Annotated in this window: 21 protein-coding genes, 1 tRNA gene and 1 pseudogene; 3 read left to right on the top strand and 20 right to left on the bottom strand. The window is 37.1% G+C overall.

The window, feature by feature from the left end; all coding sequences use genetic code 11:
* The first annotated feature begins 1 nt into the window (after position 1).
* Entirely contained in the window at positions 2-547 is a 546-nt protein-coding gene (gene ruvC / locus C8P65_RS07225) for a crossover junction endodeoxyribonuclease RuvC (protein ID WP_034540318.1), read from the top strand.
* Positions 548-1,699 (top strand): radical SAM family heme chaperone HemW, encoded by a 1,152-nt coding sequence (gene hemW / locus C8P65_RS07220; protein WP_107782228.1) that lies wholly within the window; start codon positions 548-550, stop codon positions 1,697-1,699.
* Here hemW and C8P65_RS07215 read toward each other — a convergent pair.
* The 20 genes from C8P65_RS07215 to C8P65_RS07125 form a co-directional block, all read right to left on the bottom strand.
* The gene (locus C8P65_RS07215) at positions 1,673-2,140 is read right to left on the bottom strand and encodes a hypothetical protein (RefSeq protein WP_107782227.1); all 468 of its coding nucleotides are present in this window, start codon (positions 2,138-2,140) and stop codon (positions 1,673-1,675) included. The two genes, hemW and C8P65_RS07215, sit on opposite strands and share 27 nt — an antisense overlap.
* The gene (locus C8P65_RS07210; RefSeq protein ID WP_107782226.1) at positions 2,133-3,461 is read right to left on the bottom strand and encodes an exonuclease domain-containing protein; all 1,329 of its coding nucleotides are present in this window, start codon (positions 3,459-3,461) and stop codon (positions 2,133-2,135) included. Before C8P65_RS07210 ends, C8P65_RS07215 begins: the two co-directional genes overlap by 8 nt.
* Positions 3,462-3,536: 75 nt before the next feature.
* A complete protein-coding gene (gene rplS, locus C8P65_RS07205; protein WP_009392866.1) occupies positions 3,537-3,884 on the bottom strand; it encodes a 50S ribosomal protein L19 in 348 nt (115 codons plus the stop codon).
* 130 nt (positions 3,885-4,014) lie between these two features.
* Positions 4,015-4,869, bottom strand: a complete 855-nt coding sequence (locus C8P65_RS07200; protein ID WP_107782225.1) for a glycosyltransferase family 2 protein — start codon at positions 4,867-4,869, stop codon at positions 4,015-4,017.
* The gene (locus C8P65_RS07195; protein ID WP_107782300.1) at positions 4,869-5,552 is read right to left on the bottom strand and encodes an ABC transporter ATP-binding protein; all 684 of its coding nucleotides are present in this window, start codon (positions 5,550-5,552) and stop codon (positions 4,869-4,871) included. Before C8P65_RS07195 ends, C8P65_RS07200 begins: the two co-directional genes overlap by 1 nt.
* Positions 5,553-5,578: 26 nt before the next feature.
* On the bottom strand, positions 5,579-6,163 hold the full coding sequence (locus tag C8P65_RS07190; protein WP_107782224.1) for a non-canonical purine NTP diphosphatase: 585 nt from the start codon (positions 6,161-6,163) through the stop codon (positions 5,579-5,581).
* A gap of 67 nt (positions 6,164-6,230) precedes the next feature.
* Complete coding sequence (locus tag C8P65_RS07185; protein ID WP_107782223.1) at positions 6,231-8,048, bottom strand: DUF349 domain-containing protein; 1,818 nt, start codon at positions 8,046-8,048, stop codon at positions 6,231-6,233.
* A gap of 153 nt (positions 8,049-8,201) precedes the next feature.
* Positions 8,202-9,353, bottom strand: a complete 1,152-nt coding sequence (locus C8P65_RS07180; protein ID WP_107782222.1) for a cysteine desulfurase family protein — start codon at positions 9,351-9,353, stop codon at positions 8,202-8,204.
* Positions 9,354-9,368: 15 nt separating this feature from the next.
* Entirely contained in the window at positions 9,369-9,644 is a 276-nt protein-coding gene (locus tag C8P65_RS07175) for a DUF6722 family protein (protein WP_107782221.1), read from the bottom strand.
* Between the two features lie 56 nt (positions 9,645-9,700).
* The gene (locus tag C8P65_RS07170) at positions 9,701-11,563 is read right to left on the bottom strand and encodes an SLC13 family permease (protein WP_107782220.1); all 1,863 of its coding nucleotides are present in this window, start codon (positions 11,561-11,563) and stop codon (positions 9,701-9,703) included.
* 23 nt (positions 11,564-11,586) lie between these two features.
* Complete coding sequence (locus C8P65_RS07165) at positions 11,587-12,087, bottom strand: phosphoribosyltransferase family protein (protein ID WP_009392882.1); 501 nt, start codon at positions 12,085-12,087, stop codon at positions 11,587-11,589.
* A gap of 133 nt (positions 12,088-12,220) precedes the next feature.
* Positions 12,221-13,270: a tRNA preQ1(34) S-adenosylmethionine ribosyltransferase-isomerase QueA gene (queA, locus tag C8P65_RS07160; protein WP_009392883.1), complete on the bottom strand. Its 1,050-nt coding sequence runs from the start codon at positions 13,268-13,270 to the stop codon at positions 12,221-12,223.
* Positions 13,271-13,332: 62 nt separating this feature from the next.
* Positions 13,333-13,405 (bottom strand) — tRNA-Pro (locus C8P65_RS07155).
* Between the two features lie 127 nt (positions 13,406-13,532).
* The gene (locus C8P65_RS07150; protein ID WP_034540320.1) at positions 13,533-14,885 is read right to left on the bottom strand and encodes a peptidylprolyl isomerase; all 1,353 of its coding nucleotides are present in this window, start codon (positions 14,883-14,885) and stop codon (positions 13,533-13,535) included.
* A gap of 121 nt (positions 14,886-15,006) precedes the next feature.
* Positions 15,007-16,155 carry a hypothetical protein gene (locus C8P65_RS07145; protein WP_107782299.1) on the bottom strand — a complete coding sequence of 383 codons (1,149 nt, stop codon included), beginning with the start codon at positions 16,153-16,155 and terminating at the stop codon, positions 15,007-15,009.
* Between the two features lie 58 nt (positions 16,156-16,213).
* Positions 16,214-17,386, bottom strand: a complete 1,173-nt coding sequence (locus C8P65_RS07140) for an AIR synthase related protein (protein ID WP_107782219.1) — start codon at positions 17,384-17,386, stop codon at positions 16,214-16,216.
* Between the two features lie 144 nt (positions 17,387-17,530).
* Positions 17,531-18,139 carry a hypothetical protein gene (locus C8P65_RS07135; RefSeq protein WP_146162925.1) on the bottom strand — a complete coding sequence of 203 codons (609 nt, stop codon included), beginning with the start codon at positions 18,137-18,139 and terminating at the stop codon, positions 17,531-17,533.
* A 47-nt stretch (positions 18,140-18,186) separates the two neighbouring features.
* Positions 18,187-18,330 carry a hypothetical protein gene (locus C8P65_RS12070; protein ID WP_170069087.1) on the bottom strand — a complete coding sequence of 48 codons (144 nt, stop codon included), beginning with the start codon at positions 18,328-18,330 and terminating at the stop codon, positions 18,187-18,189.
* Between the two features lie 2 nt (positions 18,331-18,332).
* On the bottom strand, positions 18,333-19,196 hold the full coding sequence (locus tag C8P65_RS07130; RefSeq protein ID WP_107782217.1) for a hypothetical protein: 864 nt from the start codon (positions 19,194-19,196) through the stop codon (positions 18,333-18,335).
* A gap of 27 nt (positions 19,197-19,223) precedes the next feature.
* On the bottom strand, positions 19,224-20,084 hold the full coding sequence (locus C8P65_RS07125) for a hypothetical protein (RefSeq protein WP_107782216.1): 861 nt from the start codon (positions 20,082-20,084) through the stop codon (positions 19,224-19,226).
* A 137-nt stretch (positions 20,085-20,221) separates the two neighbouring features.
* Between C8P65_RS07125 and C8P65_RS07120 the strand changes: the two are divergent.
* Positions 20,222-21,056 (top strand): annotated as a pseudogene (locus tag C8P65_RS07120) (IS982 family transposase).
* Positions 21,057-21,139: the final 83 nt, after the last annotated feature.

Here is a 21,139-nt window from a genome sequence, read left to right as displayed (position 1 = left end):
CTTGGAACGTATTATTTTAGGTATAGACCCAGGTACTACTATTATGGGTTTTGGTATTATAAGGGTAGAAAACCAACAAATGAAGCTGCTACAGCTTAATGAGTTGCAGTTGAGCAAATACAACAATCACTACATAAAGCTAGGAGTTATCTTCAATCGTACTCTTGAGCTTATTGACACCTATCACCCTGATGAACTGGCAATTGAAGCCCCTTTTTTTGGCAAAAACGTGCAATCTATGCTGAAATTAGGGCGTGCCCAAGGAGTTGCTATGGCTGCGGGACTTTCACGTGAGATTCCTATTACCGAATATGAACCTAAAAAGGTGAAAATGGCGATTACTGGCAATGGGGCTGCTTCTAAAGAACAAGTTGCCAAAATGCTGCAACAGTTATTAGGACTAAAAGAACTACCTAAACACTTCGATGCTACTGATGGCTTAGCCGTAGCAGTATGTCATTACTTCAATACTGGAAGAATAGAAAAACAGCAAAGCTATAGCGGTTGGGAGGCATTTGTAAAACAAAACCAAGACCGTATTAGTTAAATGTATAGTCTATACCTTCATATACCTTTCTGCCGCCAAGCGTGTCACTACTGCGATTTTCATTTTTCTACTACCTTAAAACGAAAAAGCGAAATGGTAGATGCTCTTTGTAAAGAGTTGATAATGCGAAAAGAAGAAGCTGTTGGCTCTGAACTACGAACGATTTACTTGGGTGGAGGTACCCCCAGTATACTAACATATGATGAGCTAAAGCAACTCTTTGATACTATCTATAGCCATTATAAGGTAAGTCCGACAGCTGAAATTACTATAGAGTGCAATCCTGATGATTTTTTTAGGCTACATACCCCTGAGCAGTTATTGCAACAGTTGACTTCATTAGGTATCAATCGACTCAGTTTAGGAGTACAATCGTTTTTTGAAGAAGATTTACGTTTGATGAACCGTGTGCATACTACCACACAAGTTACTACTTTATTGCCTATTGCCTCTCAGTATTTTGATAATATTACCATTGATTTAATTTATGGTATCCCTATGATGAGCAATGAGCGTTGGGAAGAGAATATTTATAAAGCACTTTCTTTTGGAATTCCTCATATTTCGGCATACGCTCTGACAGTAGAAGAGAAAACAGCTTTACATAAATTTATAGCTACAGGGAAAATACCTCCTATTGACGACACTCAGGCCTATACTCATTTTCACACTCTAATAAATATTTTAGAAAAAGAAGGTTTTATACAATATGAGTTCTCTAACTTTGGCAAACAAGGGTATTTTAGTCAGAATAATACAGCTTATTGGTTTGGCAAACCTTATATGGGTATAGGGCCCTCAGCGCATAGCTTTAGTGGCAACAAACGCAGTTGGAATATAGCTCATAATATTAAATATATACAGCAAATTCAGCAAGGAATATTACCCCAAGAAGTAGAAATACTCACTCCTGATAACAGGTATAATGAGCTTATCATAACGCGTATTCGTACTATGGTAGGTATTGATTTAGAAGAAGTAAATAATGTTTTTGGAAAGGAATATCAGCAGTACCTACTAACTCAAGCGAAGAAATATATTAGCAAAGGACTGTTATATATAAAAGAAAACCATCTGAAAGTAACTAAAGAAGGTAAGTTTCTTTCAGATGGTATAGCTTCTGATTTATTTAGGGTGGATAACCTCATCTAAGGTTTTAAAAGTAGGTTTCTGATTGCCGTCTATGTGGTACTCTAGTAATAAATCGCCCCAGAGCTCTCCATCACTAAACTCACATATCACCCATTTTTCATTCAGTATTCTAATTTTGTTAATCAGAAATCTGCCATTGCTCTCTGATTTTATATAAGGATTCTTCTCCTTAATATTTAATTCCATTAAAGCATTTATCACTATCTGTGATGGATTGACAATCTTCAAGTCCTCAAAATACTGTTGTGATAGTTCATTTGTCTCAAGACTAAAATTAAGAGCCTCATCGCGTTCATCTGTTAGTTTTCTGATAGAATCAGTTAGTTTACTTATTATTTGAGCTGTTTCATTTAGTTGCGTTGCACTCATCTGAGGTTGAGAGTTATTACAGCCTACTAAAAGACTCATTGTTCCTAATAAGGTAATAAATTGTTTATTCATTATGAAAAGGTTTTTGTTCTTTTAAATTAAGTACTTTTATATGAGGATGAGTACGCAGATACTGATCTAATAGATGTCTGTTAATTAGCGTATTAGGCAGCGGCGTAATGATATTCTCTAAAAAAACTAACTGAGTGAGTTGATAGTTTAAATGGAAAAAACCATAGCCTTTGATTTGCCCATCTACAAGCAGAATAACACTCTTCTCTCCTACTCTCCTACCCTTATCAACTATAGCTACATTTTGATGCCAAAAACCATATTTAGTTAATATTTTACTAGCACGTGTATTGTAAATCTCTACAGGTTCTCCATTGAAATCTACTTCATTCAGCTCAAATTCTGATGTTATTTTTTTTAAAAAACTCTTTGCTTGTGATTGTGTTTCAAAGGTTGTTATAATTTTTTTCTGAGTAGCCAATAACTCAATTGAAAAGCACAGATACCCTTGCGGATTATAATGAGAAGTAAGTATATACACTATCTCAGAAGAATTATGTATATTTCTACTATTGCATTTAGGCTTATTGAGCTGAATAACCTCTATTTCTTTCAAAGTAGCTATAAGCTCGTTACCTGTCTCTTCATATGTTACTTTATAAGTATGCCGCTGCAAATACCTATCTCTTTTTGAGAGACTAGTAAATAGCTGGTTTACTCTCTTTTTAATATTTTTATGCTTCCCTATGTAAATAATCTTTCCCTCTTCATTATGCATATACAATACGCCTAACTTTTCTGGCAGCTCATCAAGTATTCTCAGATGACGTGAGTTCATCTCTATGCGCACATCATTCTTTACTGAAGCAGTGATAATGGTCTTTTTAGTATCTTTTTCGAGTAGATATTTAAATAGATTGAGCGTTGCTAAGGCATCTCCTGAAGCACGATGCCGCTCACTCATTGGTATACCTAATGACCGTACTAATTTTCCTAAACTATACGATTCTTTTTCAGGAAGAAGTTGTTGCGAGAGTTCTACTGTACAAAGAGTTGTCCTTATATAGTCATACCCTAATCGGCGAAATTCTGTTTGCAATATACGATAATCAAAAGCTGCATTATGCCCTACGATAATAGTATCTTGTGTGATTTCTACAATGCGCTTAGCTACCTCATAAAACTTCGGAGCATTTCTAAGCATCTTATTATTAATACCTGTCAATTTTGTCACAAAGTCTTGTATGGGGCGTTCTGGATTGATAAGCGAGATAAATTGGTCAGTAACTTCTTGTCCATCAAATCGATAGATAGCTATTTCAGTGATACCTTCCTCATCATACTTTCCTCCAGTAGTTTCTATGTCTAATATTGCATACAAATAATATAGTCTTTTACAAAAAAAGCAAAGAGAAGGCAGTCCTTACTCTTTGCTTTTATAAGATAATTTAACTAATTAGCGAACTTCTTTTATACGAGCTTTCTTACCTGTAAGTCCTCTAAAGTAGTAAATACGAGCACGTCTTACTTTACCTTTCTTGTTCACTTCAATTTTTTGAAGAGCAGGCATATTCACTGGGAATATACGCTCTACACCTACTGTTCCTGACATTTTGCGGATAGTAAATGTAGCTGTTACTCCGTGTCCTTTGCGTTGAATTACTACGCCTTTAAAAAACTGAGTACGTTTTTTGTCTCCTTCCTTGATTTCATAGTATACAGTGATAGTATCACCTGCTGAAAAATCAGGAAAATCTTTTTTCTCAATAAAGTTGTCTTGTACGTACTTTAATAGTGGTTCCATAAAAAATTAGATAAATTATTGTTATCATTGGGCAACATTCACGACTCTCGCCAGAGGTTACTCCAAATCGGGGACAAAGGTACTACTTTTTTTTGAATTGACAAATAGTACATTCATTTTTATTTTATTTTCAGCTCTTATATACTTTCTTTGCAATACCTCTCCAGCGATAATCTCTCACCCATCTCCCCTCTTCTTCGCTAAGCAAATAGGGTTGTTGTTCTCTTTTAGTTTTCAAATAACCTCTCAAATAATCAAAAAATAGGGCTAAACTGCGCTTTCTAATAGCTAATTTAGCTGCGGCAAGTAGCGTTAAAATTATACCATAGCGAAGTCGGTAAAATACACTCCCTTGCAAATATTTAGCATTACTTTTATAACCTGCTCCTGTAGGACGTAAGTGTTTTACTTGTAGACTCTCATTAGTCTGTACCTCCCAACCGTGGTAACGTGCCAAAAGCTCGTCTGCAGTATCCCACCCCATAGCTGTTTTAAGTCCACCAATAGCCTCAAAACACGCTTTTCTATACGATTTTACTGCTCCGCGCAAGTGGTCTTTATTAGTAAGGTTCTCAAGTACCCAAGCATCACCTTGCTTTATATAGCAAAAACCACCATACATCCCTAACTGCTGATTTTCAGTGTAATGCATATTCATTACCTCAAAGTAATTAGCAGGAAAAACCAAATCCGCATCATACTTACAGATAATATCTACCTCTTTTTTGAGGTAAGGAAGTCCAAAGTTAAATGTTTGCACTATTTTAGCCCCAGGCTGATGCTCTCCTTTCTCTTTGCGTTGCACTAACTGTATCTGAGGATGCTGAACTGCCATTTCGCTTACTAACTGAGCTGTATTATCGGTCGAACCATCGTCTACTACTATAATTTGATAAGGAACAAACGATTGATTTATAAGCGATTGCAGAGTAAGTACAATACTCTTTTCTTCGTTATAAGCAGGGATAATAATTCCAAAGTTCATCAGTTTTTTGCGTTATCAGTTTCTATTAGCCCGTCTTTTAGCCGGATAATACGATGTGCATATTGGGCTATATCTTCTTCATGGGTTACCAATATAACTGTATTACCTTTCTGATAAATCTCATCAAAAAGATTCATTATTTCATAAGAAGTTTTTGAGTCAAGATTTCCAGTAGGCTCATCAGCCAAAATAATAGAAGGGTGATTTACTAATGCTCTTGCCACAGCTACCCGCTGTCGTTGCCCCCCTGATAGTTCATTAGGTTTGTGTAGCATTCGGTCTTCCAAGCCCACCATTTTAAGCACTTCTTTAGCGCGTTCGTGTCGCTTTTCACGATTCACCCCTGCATATACCATCGGCAAGGCTACATTATCTAAAGCGGTAGTACGTGGCATTAGGTTAAAGGTCTGAAATACAAATCCTATTTCTTTATTGCGAATGTCAGCCAATTCAGCATCGCTCATTTTGCTCACATCTTTCCCATTGAGTATATATTCTCCTGAAGTAGGCGTATCTAAGCAACCTAATATATTCATCAAAGTCGATTTCCCTGACCCCGATGGCCCCATCAGTGCTACATACTCGCCTTTTTCGATAGTTAAATTAATACCTTTTAGCACGTGTAGCACCTCTGACCCTAATCTAAAGTCGCGTTTAATATCTTTTATCTCTAATAGACTCATTTTTATTAGTGTTTTTTTGGTTATAATCAATTAGATGACAACTCTCCCAATGCCTCAATCAGTTTTCCAAAAGCTTTAGCGCGATGACTTATGCGGTTTTTCTCGGCTGCCGAAAGCTCTGCAAAGGTCTGCGAATAGCCTTCTGGCACAAAGATAGGGTCGTAGCCAAATCCATTAGTACCTACAGGCTCTTTTGTAATATGCCCTTTGGCTATCCCTTCAAAAGTACGTACTTCATCACCCATACATAAAGCGATAACTGTTTTAAAATGGGCACTTCTGTCCTGTTGGGCTTCCATATTTTTCAGCAGTAGTGCCATATTGTCAATATCACTCTTTTGTGCACCTGCATAGCGTGCCGAAAATACCCCTGGCGCCCCCCCTAAAGCTGTCACTTCCAAACCTGTATCATCAGCAAACACATCATAATGATAGTGTTTTTTCACATACTGAGCTTTTAATAGGGCATTCCCTTCTATGGTAGCTGCTGTTTCTGCTATCTCCTCATTACAACCTATATCACTTAGGCTTAGTAGCTCTATTGTTTGAGGCAATAAGGCTTGAATTTCTTCCAGCTTATGAATATTATGGGTAGCAAATACTAATTTCATCTTTCTAAAATGCTAAAAAGAGGTTACAAAAAACTATAACCTCTTTTCAATCTATGAAAACAATTAACTATTCTTTTTCTTCTTGCGAGGCTGTGTCTTCTGCTTGCTGTGTCTTCTGCAAGTTCTTCAGTTCGCGCAGCTTGTTCTCCCAAGTTTTGAGGTTTTCTTTTTGGTTGTGAATGTTCTTAACCACATCGCGTACCAATGGGTTTTTCTCATCTATTTTTCCAAAGAAAGCCAGATTATTCTCTAACTGTAGTACCTCCGATTTAATCTCATCTATACGGCGTTTCACAAAGAGCACCTCATTGTTAAGCGAGTTTTCATTATCGTCATTAATAAGTCGTTCTAACTTATTGTTGTACTTAATAATCTCTATTTCCTGCTTATCAAAGTTAAGTTTTTTATAGAGCGCATCTATAATCTTGTGGAACTTAAGGTCTATCGATTTCTTTGAATAGGTGCTATTACCTATCTCATTCCACTGATTTACAAATTGTTGTAAGGTCTCTATTTCTTTTTCTCTATCAGTGCCTAATTGATACTCTTTTAGCTTGTCTAAAAACTCTTTCTTTCGTTGCAAATCGTCTGTTGCCTTATTCTTAGTGGCTTGTACAGCCTCTGCATAGCGAGAGAAATACGTATCACACGCTTTTTTGAACTCCTTCCATATCTTTTCAGTGTTCTTAAGCGGCACGCTACCTATTTCTTTCCACTCTTTCTGAATATTTTTCATCAGATCGGTAGTGTTTTCCCAATCAGTACTATCTTGGTTAGCTTTAGCTATTTCTACTAAAGCCATTTTTTTAGTCAGGTTATCTTGTTGTTCTTTCTTAAGAGTCTTGTAGAACAAATTCTTCTTCTTATTGAAAGAGCGTAAAGCTACATTAAATGCTTTCCATACCTCATCGGCTTGGGCTAAAGGCACTTTACCTATATTTAGGAACGATTGACGTAACTCTTCTACCTGTTTAGTGAGTTGTTTCCAAGTATTGTGCGAGGTAACTTCCTTTTCGCTAATAGCCTTTATACGAGCTATAATATCGTTTTTCTTCTTCGCATTTTCCTCGTATATCTTATCCAAATTCTTTAGGTAGAACTGACGTTTATCGTGTATCTGTTTGGTCAGTTCGCTAAAGCGTTGCCAGATAGATTCACGGTGCTCTTTATCTACAGGGCCTATTTCCTCTTTCCACACGCGGTGCAGTACTTGTAGCTCACGCGAAGCCAGAAGCGCATCTACATCATCTTTTACTAACTCTTCAGCACGCTGAATAATCTTTTGTTTCTCTTCTAAATTTCGCTTAAAATCTATATCGCGTAGGTCTTTACTTAAGTGGATAAAGTCATAAAAGTTCTCCACGTGGTGGTGATAGGTATTCCACAAATCTTCATACTCAGCATTTGATACAGCCCCCGCTTTGCGCCAACGCTCTTGTAATTGCTGAAATTGCTTAAAGGTAGTACCTATATGCTCCTCTACATTGATGAGATTTTTAAGCTCTTCTATAATCTCCTTACGTTTTTCGAGGTTTTCTTTGTACGACTTTTCTAATTCCTTATGATACTGATTGCGCTTTTCGCGATATTCGTTAAAAGCCGTATAAAATTCTTTATACACAGGATTTTCATACTCAAATTCGTAGGGTTCTCCCCCTTCGCTAAGGTACTCATCTCTTTTTTCTTCTACGAGTGCCTCATATTTCCTATCAAACTCTTCTCGTATTGACTCTACAGAGCGTCTGATAGACTGAATTTTATCGGTATGGAGCAACTTTTTCAACTCTTTGGTAAGTTCACTCAATGACATAGCTTCATAGTTCACCAATGAAGTTTCTTCTAAACCATTTTCCTCTACGGGCAAAGTATTTTTTTCCTCTGACATAGCTAAGATTTTATACTAACGATTATTAAAAAACGCTACTAAATTACAACAATATATTGAAACTCCTAATATTTTTTGTATTTATTTTTATTATTTTTCAGCGAGCATCACATAACTCTCTAAAAATCAAACCATAAGCAATACAAATATTTTTTAGCGTCCTCCTATTTCTCTTAATATTTTTATAAAAATATCTATCTCTTCCCTTGTGTTGAAGTGCGAAAGCGAGAGTCGTAATGAGGGATACTGCAATTGCTCTTTAGGAAGAAAAGCCGATAGCACGTGCGAGGTTTGCACGCTACCACTCTGGCAAGCACTCCCTTTAGAACAAGCTACTCCTTTTAGGTCTAACTCAAACAGCAAGGTATCATTCTTCTCTTTCAGCGACGGAAATCCTACATTTACAATAAGGTAAGAGGCTTTTTCTTCCCCTTCTGCTGAACATCCATTAAAAACAGCCTCTGCAAAATGTTGTTGTATTTCTTCTATCAAATACTGCTTCAACTGCCTTACCTTATGGGTGGTCTCTTCCATCTTCTCGCACGATTGGGTGAGAGCCGCAGCCATTCCTACTATATTGTGCAAGGACTCTGTACCTGCCCTTAGCCCTTTCTCTTGTGCGCCTCCATATATCAGAGGGTGTAGAGTGATACCCTTGCGTATAAAGGCAAACCCCACTCCTTTAGGCCCGTGAAATTTATGGGCTGAAGCAGTAATAAAATCCACCGGTATCTGCTGCAAATCTATAGGATAATGCCCTACCGACTGAACAGTATCTGAGTGAAAATAAGCCTTATATGCCTTGCAAAGCATTGCTACGCGCTCTATAGGCAATATATTACCTATTTCATTATTGAGGTGCATCAGGCTAACCAATACTTTCTGTGTAGCGTGTTGTGCTAAGGCAGCTTCTAAGTCTGAGAGCTGTATCTCTCCCTTATCAGTAAGGGGTAAATAGACTACTTTTATAGGATATTCTTTTGCCAATGCTTCAAGCGTATGCAGCACCGCGTGGTGCTCTATAGTGGTAGTAATAACTACTTGCACACCTAAATCGCGAATACAACCTCTCAATATCAAGTTGTTAGCCTCTGTACCTCCAGAGGTAAAAATAAGCTCTGAAGGTTGTGCGTTTAGCCATTTGCTTATACGTTTGCGCGTCCCCTCTATCAGTACCTTTGCACTGCGCCCAAAAGCATGGGTCGATGACGGATTGCCATAAGTATGTTGCAATACTTCTGTCATCTGGGCGAGTACCTCTGGGTAAAGAGGAGTTGTAGCAGCATTGTCAAAATAAATGTTCATCGGGCTAAGAAATTATTACGCTTTGGCTTGAGGTGCGTTATTCTTATTGTTGTTATTTTTATTAGGACGATTGTTTTTGTTGTTAGGACGGCTGTTATTATGCTTATTCATACCTCCCTTTTTCTGCTTAGAAAAAAACAACGATACTAACAGAGCTATCACTGCAAAAACAGCAGCTAACCAAAAAGCTCCTCCATCACAAACATTAGCATTAAAAAGAGGTGCAATAAATACCCCCGCCAATACGTATTTTGATACGTCAAATAAATAATCTGAAATTCTTTTTTTCATTCTTTACTTTTAAAATTTGGCGCAAAGATACAACTTTTTATCGGTATATAAAAATTTTAGTGGTGAAACGGAAATAACAGCGGCAATACTAATACCATTACTACTCCCATTATAATTTGTAGCGGAAGCCCCACTTTCACATAATCTATAAAAGTATATCGCCCTGCCGACATCACTAAGGCATTAGGCGGAGTTGAAAAAGGCGAAGCAAAACACATACTCGCCCCTACAGCCACCGCAAACAGAAAAGGCTGAGGCTGTAAACCTAATGATATAGCTGTTTTCATAGCGATAGGAGCCAAAAGTACTGCAGTAGCCGTATTGCTGATAAACATCGTCATTAGCGAAGTGGTGAAATACACTCCTGCCAAGAGTATATACGGACTCTTATCGCCCAGACTGCTCACTAAAGTATTAGATACTAATGCCGAAACGCCTGTCTTTTCTAAAGCTAATGCCATAGGCAGCATACCAGCAATCAATACAATACTCTCCCAGTTAATAGTTTTATAAGCAGCTTCTATATTGCGCAGGGCTCCAGAGATAACCATTAGTAACGAGGCGATAAGCACTGCCGTTACAGGGGCTATCGGTATAAAGTCAAACATCATCGCCACCACCATTGCTACCATTATAAGGGCAGCTATAGGGGCTTTGTGCGTCAAGGTTACCTTAGAGGCTTCTACTAATGGTTGCCCTAATACTACCAGCTGACTGCGCTCGGCATCAAGCTTAGCAATATGTTCCCAAGTACCTTGTACTAATAAGATGTCGCCTGCGTGCATCTTCTCATCTTTCAAATTCTGAAGTATATAGCTATCTTTACGCTGAATACCCAATATATTCAGCCCAAAGTGTTCACGTAGCTTACTGTCTTTTATAGGCGAATTTACAAGTTTTGAAGCGGGCATAATTAGCAGTTCTGCTATGCCTATATCGTGAAAATGAAGTTCGTTAGGCAAACGCTGTTCAGGGTGATGGGCATCTAAAAAACTCAAATGATTTTCAGCATTCATCTGTTCTATTGCCTCAAACTCACCGCGCAAATACAGTATATCACCTTCATTTATTACCGTATCAGCATTTACCACCTCTTGCGTGCCTGTCTTAAAAAACGGATTGTTAGTAGTCGATTTCCGCCTAATCTCTAATACCGAAATGTGGTATCGCTGCGATAGGTTTATCTCTTTGAGGGTTTTCCCTCTAAAAAGCGACTTTTCAGACACTAATACTCTATATAAGTTTTTAGAAAGCTGGTATTCGCCCACCAAATCATTAAGCGATTTACCTCCTTTTTTAGTATCTGATTTTGAAGTTCCTTTCTTTGAGAGGAAAAATTTGCTGGCGGGTATAAGTACCAACAAACCCACTATAAGGCAGATGATGCCCACAGGAGTAAATGAAAAGAAAGTAAGTTTTTCATAACCGTTTTTCACTAGCTCCCCCTCTATTACCAAGTTAGGAGGTGTACCGATAAGAGTCATCATTCCGCCCATACTGCTGGCAAAAGCCATAGGCATCAGCAGTCGGCTACTGTTGATATTACCGCTCATAGCCATACTAACTACTATAGGCATCATAAGGGCTACAGTACCTGTATTGCTAACGAAAGCCCCTATAAAAGCCGTTACGAGCATTACTAATATCAGTAGTTTCACTTCGCTATCACCTGCCAAACGGAGTATTTTGCTACTTATCATTTTAGCTAACCCTGTCTGAAAAATAGCCCCTCCTACTACGAATAACCCTATCATCATCACTACCACCTTGTCAGAAAAGCCCGACAAAGCCTCTTCAGGCGAAAGAATACCCAATAATACCAATAACACCAAAGAGCACATCGCTACTAAGTCAGAGCGCACCTTACCACTCATAAAGAGCAGCGATGAAACGAGTAATATAATAAGGGTAGCGTACATAATTTTACAGATTTGCTAATTCCTTAATTTGTCATTGACAAATTTACCGAGTAGTTCCCTTCCTCAAAAACCACTGATATATGTTCTTGTAGTGAGGTAGAGAGCGAAATACCTTTAAAATCTGCTTTTATAGGATATTTCTTGTGGTTTCTATTCACCAAAACAGCCGTAGTAAGCTGTTTAAGAGGTACTTCTAAGAAGTGTTTCACCCCATAAATAAGGGTAAGACCAGAATTGAGTACATCGTCTACCACTATCACCGACTTATGGGTATATGCTTCAGGGGGTACTGAAGTAGTAATACCAGCCAATGGATTTTTCTTATCCATCATCACCTTGCAGAGGGTTACTTTCAGAGGGGCAATGGTAGCCAGTACCTCGTTGAGTTTCTCAGCGAAGATAAAGCCATTGCCATTAATCCCTGCCAGTACAATCTCTTCTTCATTTAAGTGGTTTTCGTATATCTGATAAGCGATACGCTTTATTTTACGTTCAATATCAAGATGGTTTAGTATCTGAGTCATCGTCTAAATAATTTTGTTAAAACAACGCGCCAAAGATACAAACTATATTTATAAAAAGCAAAAAAACTTTGCCAAAGTTCTACCTTTAGCAAAGTTTTTCTATCGTCTTTTGTATTTTATCTCTCGTCTCTATTTACAGTATCAGCATCGCATCTCCGTAAGAGTAGAATTTGTATTTTTGTTCTACCGCCTCTTTATAAGCGCGCATTATTAGGTCGTGACCCGCAAAAGCTGATACCATCATCAATAGGGTAGATTTAGGAGTATGAAAATTGGTTATCATCGCATTAGCTACACTAAAGTCGTAAGGCGGGAAGATAAACTTATTCGTCCAACCATCAAAAGGATTTACTAACCCATCTGCCGATACCGAACTTTCAAGTACTCGCATTACAGTAGTACCTACGGCACATACTCTTTTTTTCTTTTCTTTAGCAGCGTTTATAATATTAGCTTGGTCTACAGGTATATGTATTTCCTCGCTATCCATTTTGTGCTTCGATAGGTCTTCTACCTCCACAGGGTTAAAAGTACCTAAGCCCACGTGTAGGGTTACTTCAGCAAAGCTAATCCCCTTTATCTCAAGGCGTTTCATCAAGTGTTTAGAGAAATGCAAACCTGCTGTAGGGGCTGCTACGGCTCCCTCGTGTTTGGCGTAGATAGTCTGATAACGCTCTTCGTCTTCAGGCTCTACCGGACGCGAAATATATTTAGGCAGCGGTGTCTGTCCAAGCTCTACCAAGCGTTGTCTAAACTCCTCATAAGTACCATCGTAAAGAAAACGAAGCGTACGCCCACGCGAGGTAGTGTTGTCAATTACCTCGGCTACTAAGTCACCGTTTTCGCCAAAGTACAACTTATTGCCTATACGTATTTTGCGGGCTGGGTCTACAAGCACATCCCAAAGACGCTGCTCAGCGCTGAGTTCGCGTAGCAAAAAGACCTCTATTTTAGCCTTAGTTTTTTCTTTATTTCCATAAAGGCGGGCTGGGAACACTTTAGTATTGTTAAGCACAAATACGTCGCCATCGTCAAAATAGTCGATGACATCTTTAAAGAGTTTGTGTTCTATTTTGCCTGTTTTTCGGTGTATAACCATTAGCCTTGCTTCATCGCGGTTTTCGCTTGGGTATTCAGCTAATAGCTCTTTTGGAAGATCAAAATTAAAGTTTGAAAGTTTCATAATATCTTTTTAAAATCCGAAGTAATCCCCTTCCTTGTAGTTATTTTCTCTAATAAAAAAAGTCGGGATGACTGGACTCGAACCAGCGACCACACGCACCCCATACGTGTACGCTACCAACTGCGCCACATCCCGATTTTTATTTTTCGGCGGCAAAAGTACAACCTTTTTGCTAAACCACCAAATTTTTCATTTATAAAATTAGCTCATCATCAAATCGTCAAATCGACAAATTGGCAAATCGCCAAATTAGCTAATCGTCTTATTTTTTCAACCAATTATTCTCAAATTTGCAATTCCTATACTCGCCATTAATCGCTATATAGGTCTTTTCTATGTGCTCTTTCATCCATTTAGCAATAGCTTTTAGCTGTTTTTCTTTCAGCGCTAAATCCTGTATCTTCACATAGTCCTTAGTAAAATCAGCTTGGTGCTCCTCTATACGATTGGTTATCTTATAGATGCGATAGCTTTTCTTACCAGTGCGGTCTTCATCAAGGAAAGGCACTGATACTTCGTCATCTTTCAAGTCAGATATACGAGCATAAAGACTTGGCTCTATACGGGTAAGTTCAAAACGAGATGATAGGTCTTCAGGGTTAATAAGTTGCCCACCATCATTGCGGGTTTCTTTTTCATCAGAAAAATTACGGGCAGCCTCGTCAAAGGTAAGTTCTTTATTCACTATTCTATCGCGTATTTTAGCTATTTTCTCTTTAGCCTCATCAAGAGCCTCTTGCGGAATATCAGGCATTATAAGTATGTGGCGCACACTCACCTCTTTTCCTCTAATCTTGTCCATTTGTATAATGTGCCAACCAAAACTCGATTCAAAAGGCTTAGATATTTCGCCCTCGCGTAGGGTGAAAGCTACATCTTTAAAAGCCTTGTCAAAAGCCGAATTACGGTTGAAAGTCAGTAGCTGACCTCCTGTAGCACGGTCTTGCGAGTAAAGTATTGCTTTAGTGGCAAAGCTCATACCGTTTTCCTCTACATCTTTCTTAATGTCGTTTAGCAGGTCTATTACCTTTTGCACAGCACTTGGGGGGGCTACTGGGTTCACCACTATCTGAGCTATCTCAAGCTCTGTACCAAAGTGCGGACGCTCATCGGCAGGTATAGCGTTAAAAAAGTTACGAACTTCTTCAGGGGTTACCTCCACATCTTTCACTATCTGCTGACGCATACGTTGGGCTAAGGTATTCACTTTAAAGAGCGTAAAAAGCTCCTCGCGCATCGATTGCTCGTCGTCTTTTTTATAAAACTCTAATAGTTTCTTTATATCACCACCCAATTGTGCTGTAAGGTATTCTATACGTTGGTTTACCTGTTCGCGCACTTCGGCATCGGTTAGCTTCACACTGTCTTGCACAGCTTGGTGAGCGTAAAGTTTGTCCTCCATCAGCTTGCCAAGCATCTGGCAGCGAGTGATATTTTTTGTATCTACCTCTTGCTGTTTTAGGTCTATGTACGCCTTGTCTATATCCGATTCTAAAATCAAATAATCACCTACTACAGCTGCCACGCCGTCTACTTTCTTGCGTTCAGACTGCGCCCAAAGAGGGGTAGTAAGCAACAGAAGTGCCAGAACTGATAAAATTTTTGTTTTATTCATACATTTGTTATTAACATTAGTGTTATACTTAATCTTCATCTTCTTACGCAAAATATATGCCTAACTGCATTATACAGCCGGCAAAAATAGTATTTATTTCATAAAAACGAAACTTTCTGCCTTATTTTATTTTGTTTCCTCCTATCAGCCAACCTACTGCAGAAAAGTAAAACAAAGCCGTTGCTGCCCACAAAATCTCATAGAAATAGGGGAATATGTAGTATTGCCACCATACCGCAAACCCTTTATAGGCTATCAAAAGTTCTGTAACTACAAAGGCAAACAAAAACAAATATACCAACCATCGATTTACCTTATACACTTCTTCTAAAAAGAATAACAACCCTATTAAGATAATTCCTAAAAAGTTAAAATGCAAGTAAGCTATTAGCAAATCAATATTTTGAAAAAGATAAGGAGTAAGCTGCGGAAAAGCTCCCGTAAACATCATCAACAGCTTTAGTATAAAAAGAGAGATAAATATCGTAGGCAACAAGCGCAAAGGCTTCGTCTTAAAATATAGATATGCTAAGGTTGCTACGGCTCCTAACCATAACAATACCGAAAGTCCGCCCAATATATAATAAATAGGGTAACTAAAATAGCCTACCCACGAAATAAATAGCGACCCTAATACGCCTGCCTGAAAAACGATAAACACACGCTTAATAAGGTTCGGATACTGCGCTTGCCAGCCCATTTTATGCACTAACAACCCCATAAGACTGCTAAGCATCCAGCCGTTGTACTGGAAATGCAAGAAAAAAGCAATGGCACACATATACATTCCTGAGAACTTGCCAAACTTCACAATCGTCACAGGCATCATCCATATCCCTATGCTCGAGAGTATAAGATAGAAAATCCCCATTTTCACAAAAGGCGATGGTTTAACACTGTTTTTCAGAAAAAAATGCGCATAGAAATAAGTGCAGATAACAAAAACAGACGAAAAAGTGATAGACACAAGCCCATATCCCTGAAAAGGGAAGCTAAAAAGCATTCCTAATACCGAAATTTGGGTTACAGCAAACAAAATACGATAGCGAAACAGAGGTTTATGCCGTATTTTTACCGATAAATACGCACTATCAATCACCGTATGGGGCTTTTCCTCTTTAAACCTGACAAAATAGTGTAGCAAAAGGCTCGATAACAGTCCGTATACAAAACCCAAAAGAGCTAAATGCGAATGGGTATGCACTATATAGCGGTAATTGAACTCAAAAGGGTAAGTAACTACGCCTACCGACCGCATAAAAATACCCAAAAGTACCGCTATAAAGAAGTAAGCAAAAGCCCAACGTATGTCCTTTGATATGTCTGGTTTAATATTCAAAAGTACCGTATTCACTCTTAATAGTTAAACGTTTATTATCAGAAGCCTCTACCCTACCGATTACCTTAGCAGGTACGCCAAACGACTCCGAGATAGCTATCAAATCAGCCGCTATAGCCTCAGGTACGTACAACTCCATACGATGACCACAGTTAAACACTTGGTACATCTCTTTCCAATCAGTTTTTGATTCCTCTTGTATCAGTTTGAAAAGGGGCGGTACCGCAAAGAGGTTATCTTTTATAATATGAAGATTATCAACAAAATGCAGTATTTTAGTCTGAGCACCGCCGCTGCAGTGTACCATACCGTTTATTTGCGTATTGTCGTATTTTTCTAAAATCTTCTTGATGATAGGTGCATAAGTACGTGTAGGCGAAAGCACTAACTTACCAGCGTCTAACGGACTGCCCTCTACCCTATCGGTCAGCTGCTTAGTGCCCGCATATACCAATTCTTCAGGCACTGAAGGGTCAAAACTTTCAGGAAAACTAAGGGCTAACGCTTTAGCAAATACATCGTGCCGTGCCGAAGTAAGTCCGTTGCTACCCATACCACCGTTATAAGCCGTTTCGTAAGTAGCCTGACCGTATGAGGCTAAACCTACAATCACATTACCCGCTTTTATATTAGCATTGTCTATCACTTTGCTGCGTTTCACACGTGCTGTAACGGTAGAATCTACAATAATAGTGCGCACCAAGTCACCCACATCAGCCGTTTCACCTCCTGTTGAGTGAATATGCACCCCGTGGGCAGCCAATTCAGTTATAAGCTCTTCCGTGCCATTGATAATAGCCGAAATCACTTCTGCTGGAATAAGATTTTTATTGCGCCCTATGGTAGACGAAAGCATAATATTATCAACAGCCCCTACACATAACAGGTCGTCAATATTCATAATAAGCGCATCTTGGGCGATACCCTTCCATACGCTTACATCGCCAGTAGTTTTCCAGTACATATATGCCAATGACGATTTAGTACCCGCTCCATCAGCGTGCATCACAAGGCAATACTGGTCATCGCCTGTCAGATAGTCAGGCACAATCTTACAAAAGGCTTTAGGAAACAGCCCTTTATCTATATTTTTAATAGCTTTATGCACTTCATCTTTAGCGGCAGAAACCCCGCGCTGTGCATAGCGTTTACTCACTTCCATTATAAGAAAATTTAGATATTGTTTTTTCAGAGCGCAAAGATACTAAATAATTTTGAATTGCGAATTCTGAATTAGGTTTTAATACCTAAACTTCTCCCAACCATTGCCAATATACTCCTAAAAAAACATATTTATTTGTTATAATTACCATATTTCATTATCTTCAAATATCCAAAACTCTCCATTACAAATCCATTCCTCACGTTCCCCTACTTTTAAACGAACATTGACATCTGTCTTTGTTTCATTGACTTCTATAATAAGTTCGCCAGCCTTATCTTCTTGCCCTTTAAATGCCTTTTCAAAAACATCCATTGCCTCCTTTATATTAAATTCAACACCTACCCTATAGATAACATCTTTTTCATCATAAAACTTAATATTCACCATAGTAGGTACTGCTCTTGGGGCAAGCAATGTATATCGAAATCTTTCAGGAATGTGATATTTTTCTATTTGATTCTCTTTCCAAGTACGCTCTCCAAATAATGTTTCCAATTCACAGTTAAGCCCTGAGTAACGATAGGAGTGAATATACTTACTTTTATCTTTAGTAATAAGCGTCATCTTCCAAAGATAACGCTTGCGAAAGCTATCCCATAATCCATAAGGAATGTTACAAATATCTTCCATTGTAACAAGAGTATCTAATGCTTGAGGGGTACCCCACTGAGCATATTCCATTAGTATTTTGCTCTTAGGCATTCCTAACTCTATAGCATAATCTCTTCGTTCTATAGTATGCTCATCCAAAATAACATCTCCTGTTCTTTTATAATATTCGTCTGCTTCTTTTCGGGTTACAAAATATAAGTTACTATAGGGTAGCCCGCTACTGGTTTTACATAAGCCACCCAATGATATTTTTTATTCATATCTTCTTTTTCTTTACAAGAAGTTAATGATAAAAGTAAAACTAATAGGGTTATGATTATATTTTTCATCGCTATTTTTTTATATTTTCCAGATTCATCCTATTCTGATCAAGGCACTTCTTATCCCTTCTAGCTTGGTATTTTTCCCATTGCTCTTGTTCAAAGGCTTTCCTCTCTTCTTCAGTGGAGGTTTTGCCTTGGAAAGTTTGATAAGAAGAGTTATTATTTAAAAAAGGATAAGATTCTTCAAAATTTGGAATAATATCTTTATACTTTTTTATATCATTAATTTTTACTTCCTCCCTTGTATTAGCATCTATATAAAGACTTTTTCCTTCTCTTAAAGTTTCATTTCCACTAATAGAAAAAGATTTCCCTTTATAAATAGTTATACTCCAAAGTCTTTTTTTAAAATCAGGAGAATAGAAAAAATCAACTTCAACATTCTCTCTGTTTTTTCCATTTTTTAAGTTGATATATTTTTTGTTTTCTAAAAAAATTAAGATATCTTGCGAAGAAAAGTTACCAAATTTTAATTCCTCATCAACAGTTCTAATCAGATTTCCCCTTTCATCAAAATAGTACCACTTTCCAATTTTAATGCTTTTTACATTTAATTCAAAAAGACCAAAATAATGTCCTTTTTCCTTAATGTTGCCATTTTTGTAGAAAGCCTTGTACCCTACATAAAAATCTTTTTTAGGTAAGACAAACATTTCCTCATTATCGGCAAGTACTTTTGTACCATCATCAAAAGTAAATTCCTCTTCAAAGCCATCTTTATCAATGCCTTGATATTTCTTATTTTGCCTCTCAAATTCTGAATAATTAAAAGTCTCAAACATATCGTTTAATAAATTAAATTCATACCCCTTTTTTTGTGCTTTACATCCAAACACTAATAAAGAACTAAGTATATAAATATATATTTTCATTTTTCCTAAGATATTTTAATATTTACCTTACACCACTGCCAAAACCAAGTTGATATCCCAAAAACCTTTCTTATTTCTCTTAGCTTGGTACTTTTCCCATTGCTCTTGTTCAAAGGCTTTCCACTCTTCTTCAGTGTAGGTTTTACTTTGGAAGGTGTGGGTAGTATCTTTTTTATAGTTTTTATCCGTTTTATCGGGGAGTACTATTTTTATAATGCGCAAAGGTAATATAGGGTCTTTAAGCAAAATTCTGTGCGATAGTATTTCACCTGTTTGAGCATCTAACTTTATCTCATCTGTTTGTTTAAAGTATTCAGAAGAGTAGATAAACCAATATTTTCGACCGTTCTCAGACATTTTTATGATACTCATCTCCTTAAAGGTATGTTCATCGTATTTGTCTTGAATGAACTTTACAACTTGTTCATAACTAAAACCCCATCCCTCATCATAGTTTATCTCTTTAGTAAGTTTACCCGCTTCATCAAATTCATATCCTTTATTAAAATGTATTGTAGAACCATTGTTAAACTCTGCACCTACAAATTTATTCCAAATGGAAAAATTAGGATAAAAACGTTTAAATATGAAGTAATTATAAGGAAATGACTTTATTTTCTTTTCATATGTAAATCCATAGGTATAGTCTCCCTCTACAATTATAGTATAGTCTGGCGTTTCTTCCTTGTATATATATACTTTTTCTGATGGATCTGAGCTACTAGGATAATGAATAGTAAAATTCTTTTGATACAGTTTGATGTTGAGATGCTCAACTTTATTATCAATAATAGGGCGTTTAACCTCTGTTATCATTGCATTTACTTTTATTTGTGTATAACCGTTAGCACTTACCAACATACTAATTAAGATTAGAATGTATTTCATAACTGTACTCTACATTGAAATATGCAACCAATAAATAGTATTAATAATTCAACTTGCTAGTTGAAAAGTTAAAAAAATAAAAAAGCAAAGCAAAAGATTTGTATATTTGTAATTGCAAAAAAATAAAAACAACTCCAATGCTTTGCAAAGACAAAATTACATCAATTTTTTGTATTATCGATGATATTTTAAAAGAAATTAATCATTCTGAAGATATTCGCCGAAAAGTATCTGATAGTGAGATTATTACAACGGCATTTATAGCTGCTACAAGTTTCTACGGAAACTATCGTTCGGCTATCAAATTTGTTAAACAATATAACCTATTCCCCAATATGTTAGAAGAAAGTAGGTTTAATAGGCGCTTACATAGTTTGGGAAATATGCTTTATGAATTATTTCATTTGATAGCCTCTTTTTATAAAGAGATTACTTGTGAAATGAATTATATCATAGATTCATTTCCTATACCTATTTGTCAAAACATTCGTATTAATAGATGTAAAATAGCAAAAGGTAAACAATATAGAGGCTATACAGCAAGTATGCGGTCTTATTTTTATGGGATTAAAGTTCAGTTAGTTACAACAGGAGAAGGCATACCAATTGCATTTCATTTTACCGTAGGAAAAACAGCAGATGTGAAAGCCCTAGATAAGATTATAGAGATTTTTCCACCAGAGGCAAAACTTTATGGGGATAGTGCTTATACAGATTATCAAATAGAAGATTATCTACTTGAAAATAAATGCGTTGAGTTAAAAACACAGCGAAAAAAGAATAGCAAAAGACCCGACTCAGAAAAACAAAGTAGACAGAAGGTAAAGATGAGAAAACGTGTAGAAGTAGCTATAAGTGATATTAAAAAGATGTTTCCTAGAACAATACATTCTGTTACTTTAAAAGGTTTTTTTAATAAAGATTACAATGTATATCTTTGGATTACAGTTATTTAAAATTAAACGTGTTTAAACTTTTTTGAGGAACTTGGAGATAAACCCTAATAAAAGCATTCCAATCCAAGTTACATCAAGATACTCGTATCTCATTATCAA

Source organism: Capnocytophaga leadbetteri, assembly GCF_003054025.1.
Classification (GTDB): Bacteria; Bacteroidota; Bacteroidia; order Flavobacteriales; family Flavobacteriaceae; genus Capnocytophaga; species Capnocytophaga leadbetteri.
Note: the sequence above shows the minus strand (reverse complement) of the source record. Positions and strands in the feature narration are given on the sequence as shown.

What these genes read in the sequence shown, in the direction of transcription:
- hemW (WP_107782228.1), top strand. Translation starts at nt 548, where the DNA reads ATGTATAGTCTATACCTTCATATACCTTTCTGCCGCCAAGCGTGTCAC.
- C8P65_RS07215 (WP_107782227.1), bottom strand. Translation starts at nt 2,140, where the DNA reads ATGAATAAACAATTTATTACCTTATTAGGAACAATGAGTCTTTTAGTA.
- rplS (WP_009392866.1), bottom strand. Translation starts at nt 3,884, where the DNA reads ATGGAACCACTATTAAAGTACGTACAAGACAACTTTATTGAGAAAAAA.
- C8P65_RS07200 (WP_107782225.1), bottom strand. Translation starts at nt 4,869, where the DNA reads ATGAACTTTGGAATTATTATCCCTGCTTATAACGAAGAAAAGAGTATT.
- C8P65_RS07195 (WP_107782300.1), bottom strand. Translation starts at nt 5,552, where the DNA reads ATGAGTCTATTAGAGATAAAAGATATTAAACGCGACTTTAGATTAGGG.
- C8P65_RS07190 (WP_107782224.1), bottom strand. Translation starts at nt 6,163, where the DNA reads ATGAAATTAGTATTTGCTACCCATAATATTCATAAGCTGGAAGAAATT.
- C8P65_RS07185 (WP_107782223.1), bottom strand. Translation starts at nt 8,048, where the DNA reads ATGTCAGAGGAAAAAAATACTTTGCCCGTAGAGGAAAATGGTTTAGAA.
- C8P65_RS07180 (WP_107782222.1), bottom strand. Translation starts at nt 9,353, where the DNA reads ATGAACATTTATTTTGACAATGCTGCTACAACTCCTCTTTACCCAGAG.
- C8P65_RS07175 (WP_107782221.1), bottom strand. Translation starts at nt 9,644, where the DNA reads ATGAAAAAAAGAATTTCAGATTATTTATTTGACGTATCAAAATACGTA.
- C8P65_RS07170 (WP_107782220.1), bottom strand. Translation starts at nt 11,563, where the DNA reads ATGTACGCTACCCTTATTATATTACTCGTTTCATCGCTGCTCTTTATG.
- C8P65_RS07165 (WP_009392882.1), bottom strand. Translation starts at nt 12,087, where the DNA reads ATGACTCAGATACTAAACCATCTTGATATTGAACGTAAAATAAAGCGT.
- queA (WP_009392883.1), bottom strand. Translation starts at nt 13,270, where the DNA reads ATGAAACTTTCAAACTTTAATTTTGATCTTCCAAAAGAGCTATTAGCT.
- C8P65_RS07150 (WP_034540320.1), bottom strand. Translation starts at nt 14,885, where the DNA reads ATGAATAAAACAAAAATTTTATCAGTTCTGGCACTTCTGTTGCTTACT.
- C8P65_RS07140 (WP_107782219.1), bottom strand. Translation starts at nt 17,386, where the DNA reads ATGGAAGTGAGTAAACGCTATGCACAGCGCGGGGTTTCTGCCGCTAAA.
- C8P65_RS12070 (WP_170069087.1), bottom strand. Translation starts at nt 18,330, where the DNA reads ATGAAAAATATAATCATAACCCTATTAGTTTTACTTTTATCATTAACT.
- C8P65_RS07130 (WP_107782217.1), bottom strand. Translation starts at nt 19,196, where the DNA reads ATGAAAATATATATTTATATACTTAGTTCTTTATTAGTGTTTGGATGT.
- C8P65_RS07125 (WP_107782216.1), bottom strand. Translation starts at nt 20,084, where the DNA reads ATGAAATACATTCTAATCTTAATTAGTATGTTGGTAAGTGCTAACGGT.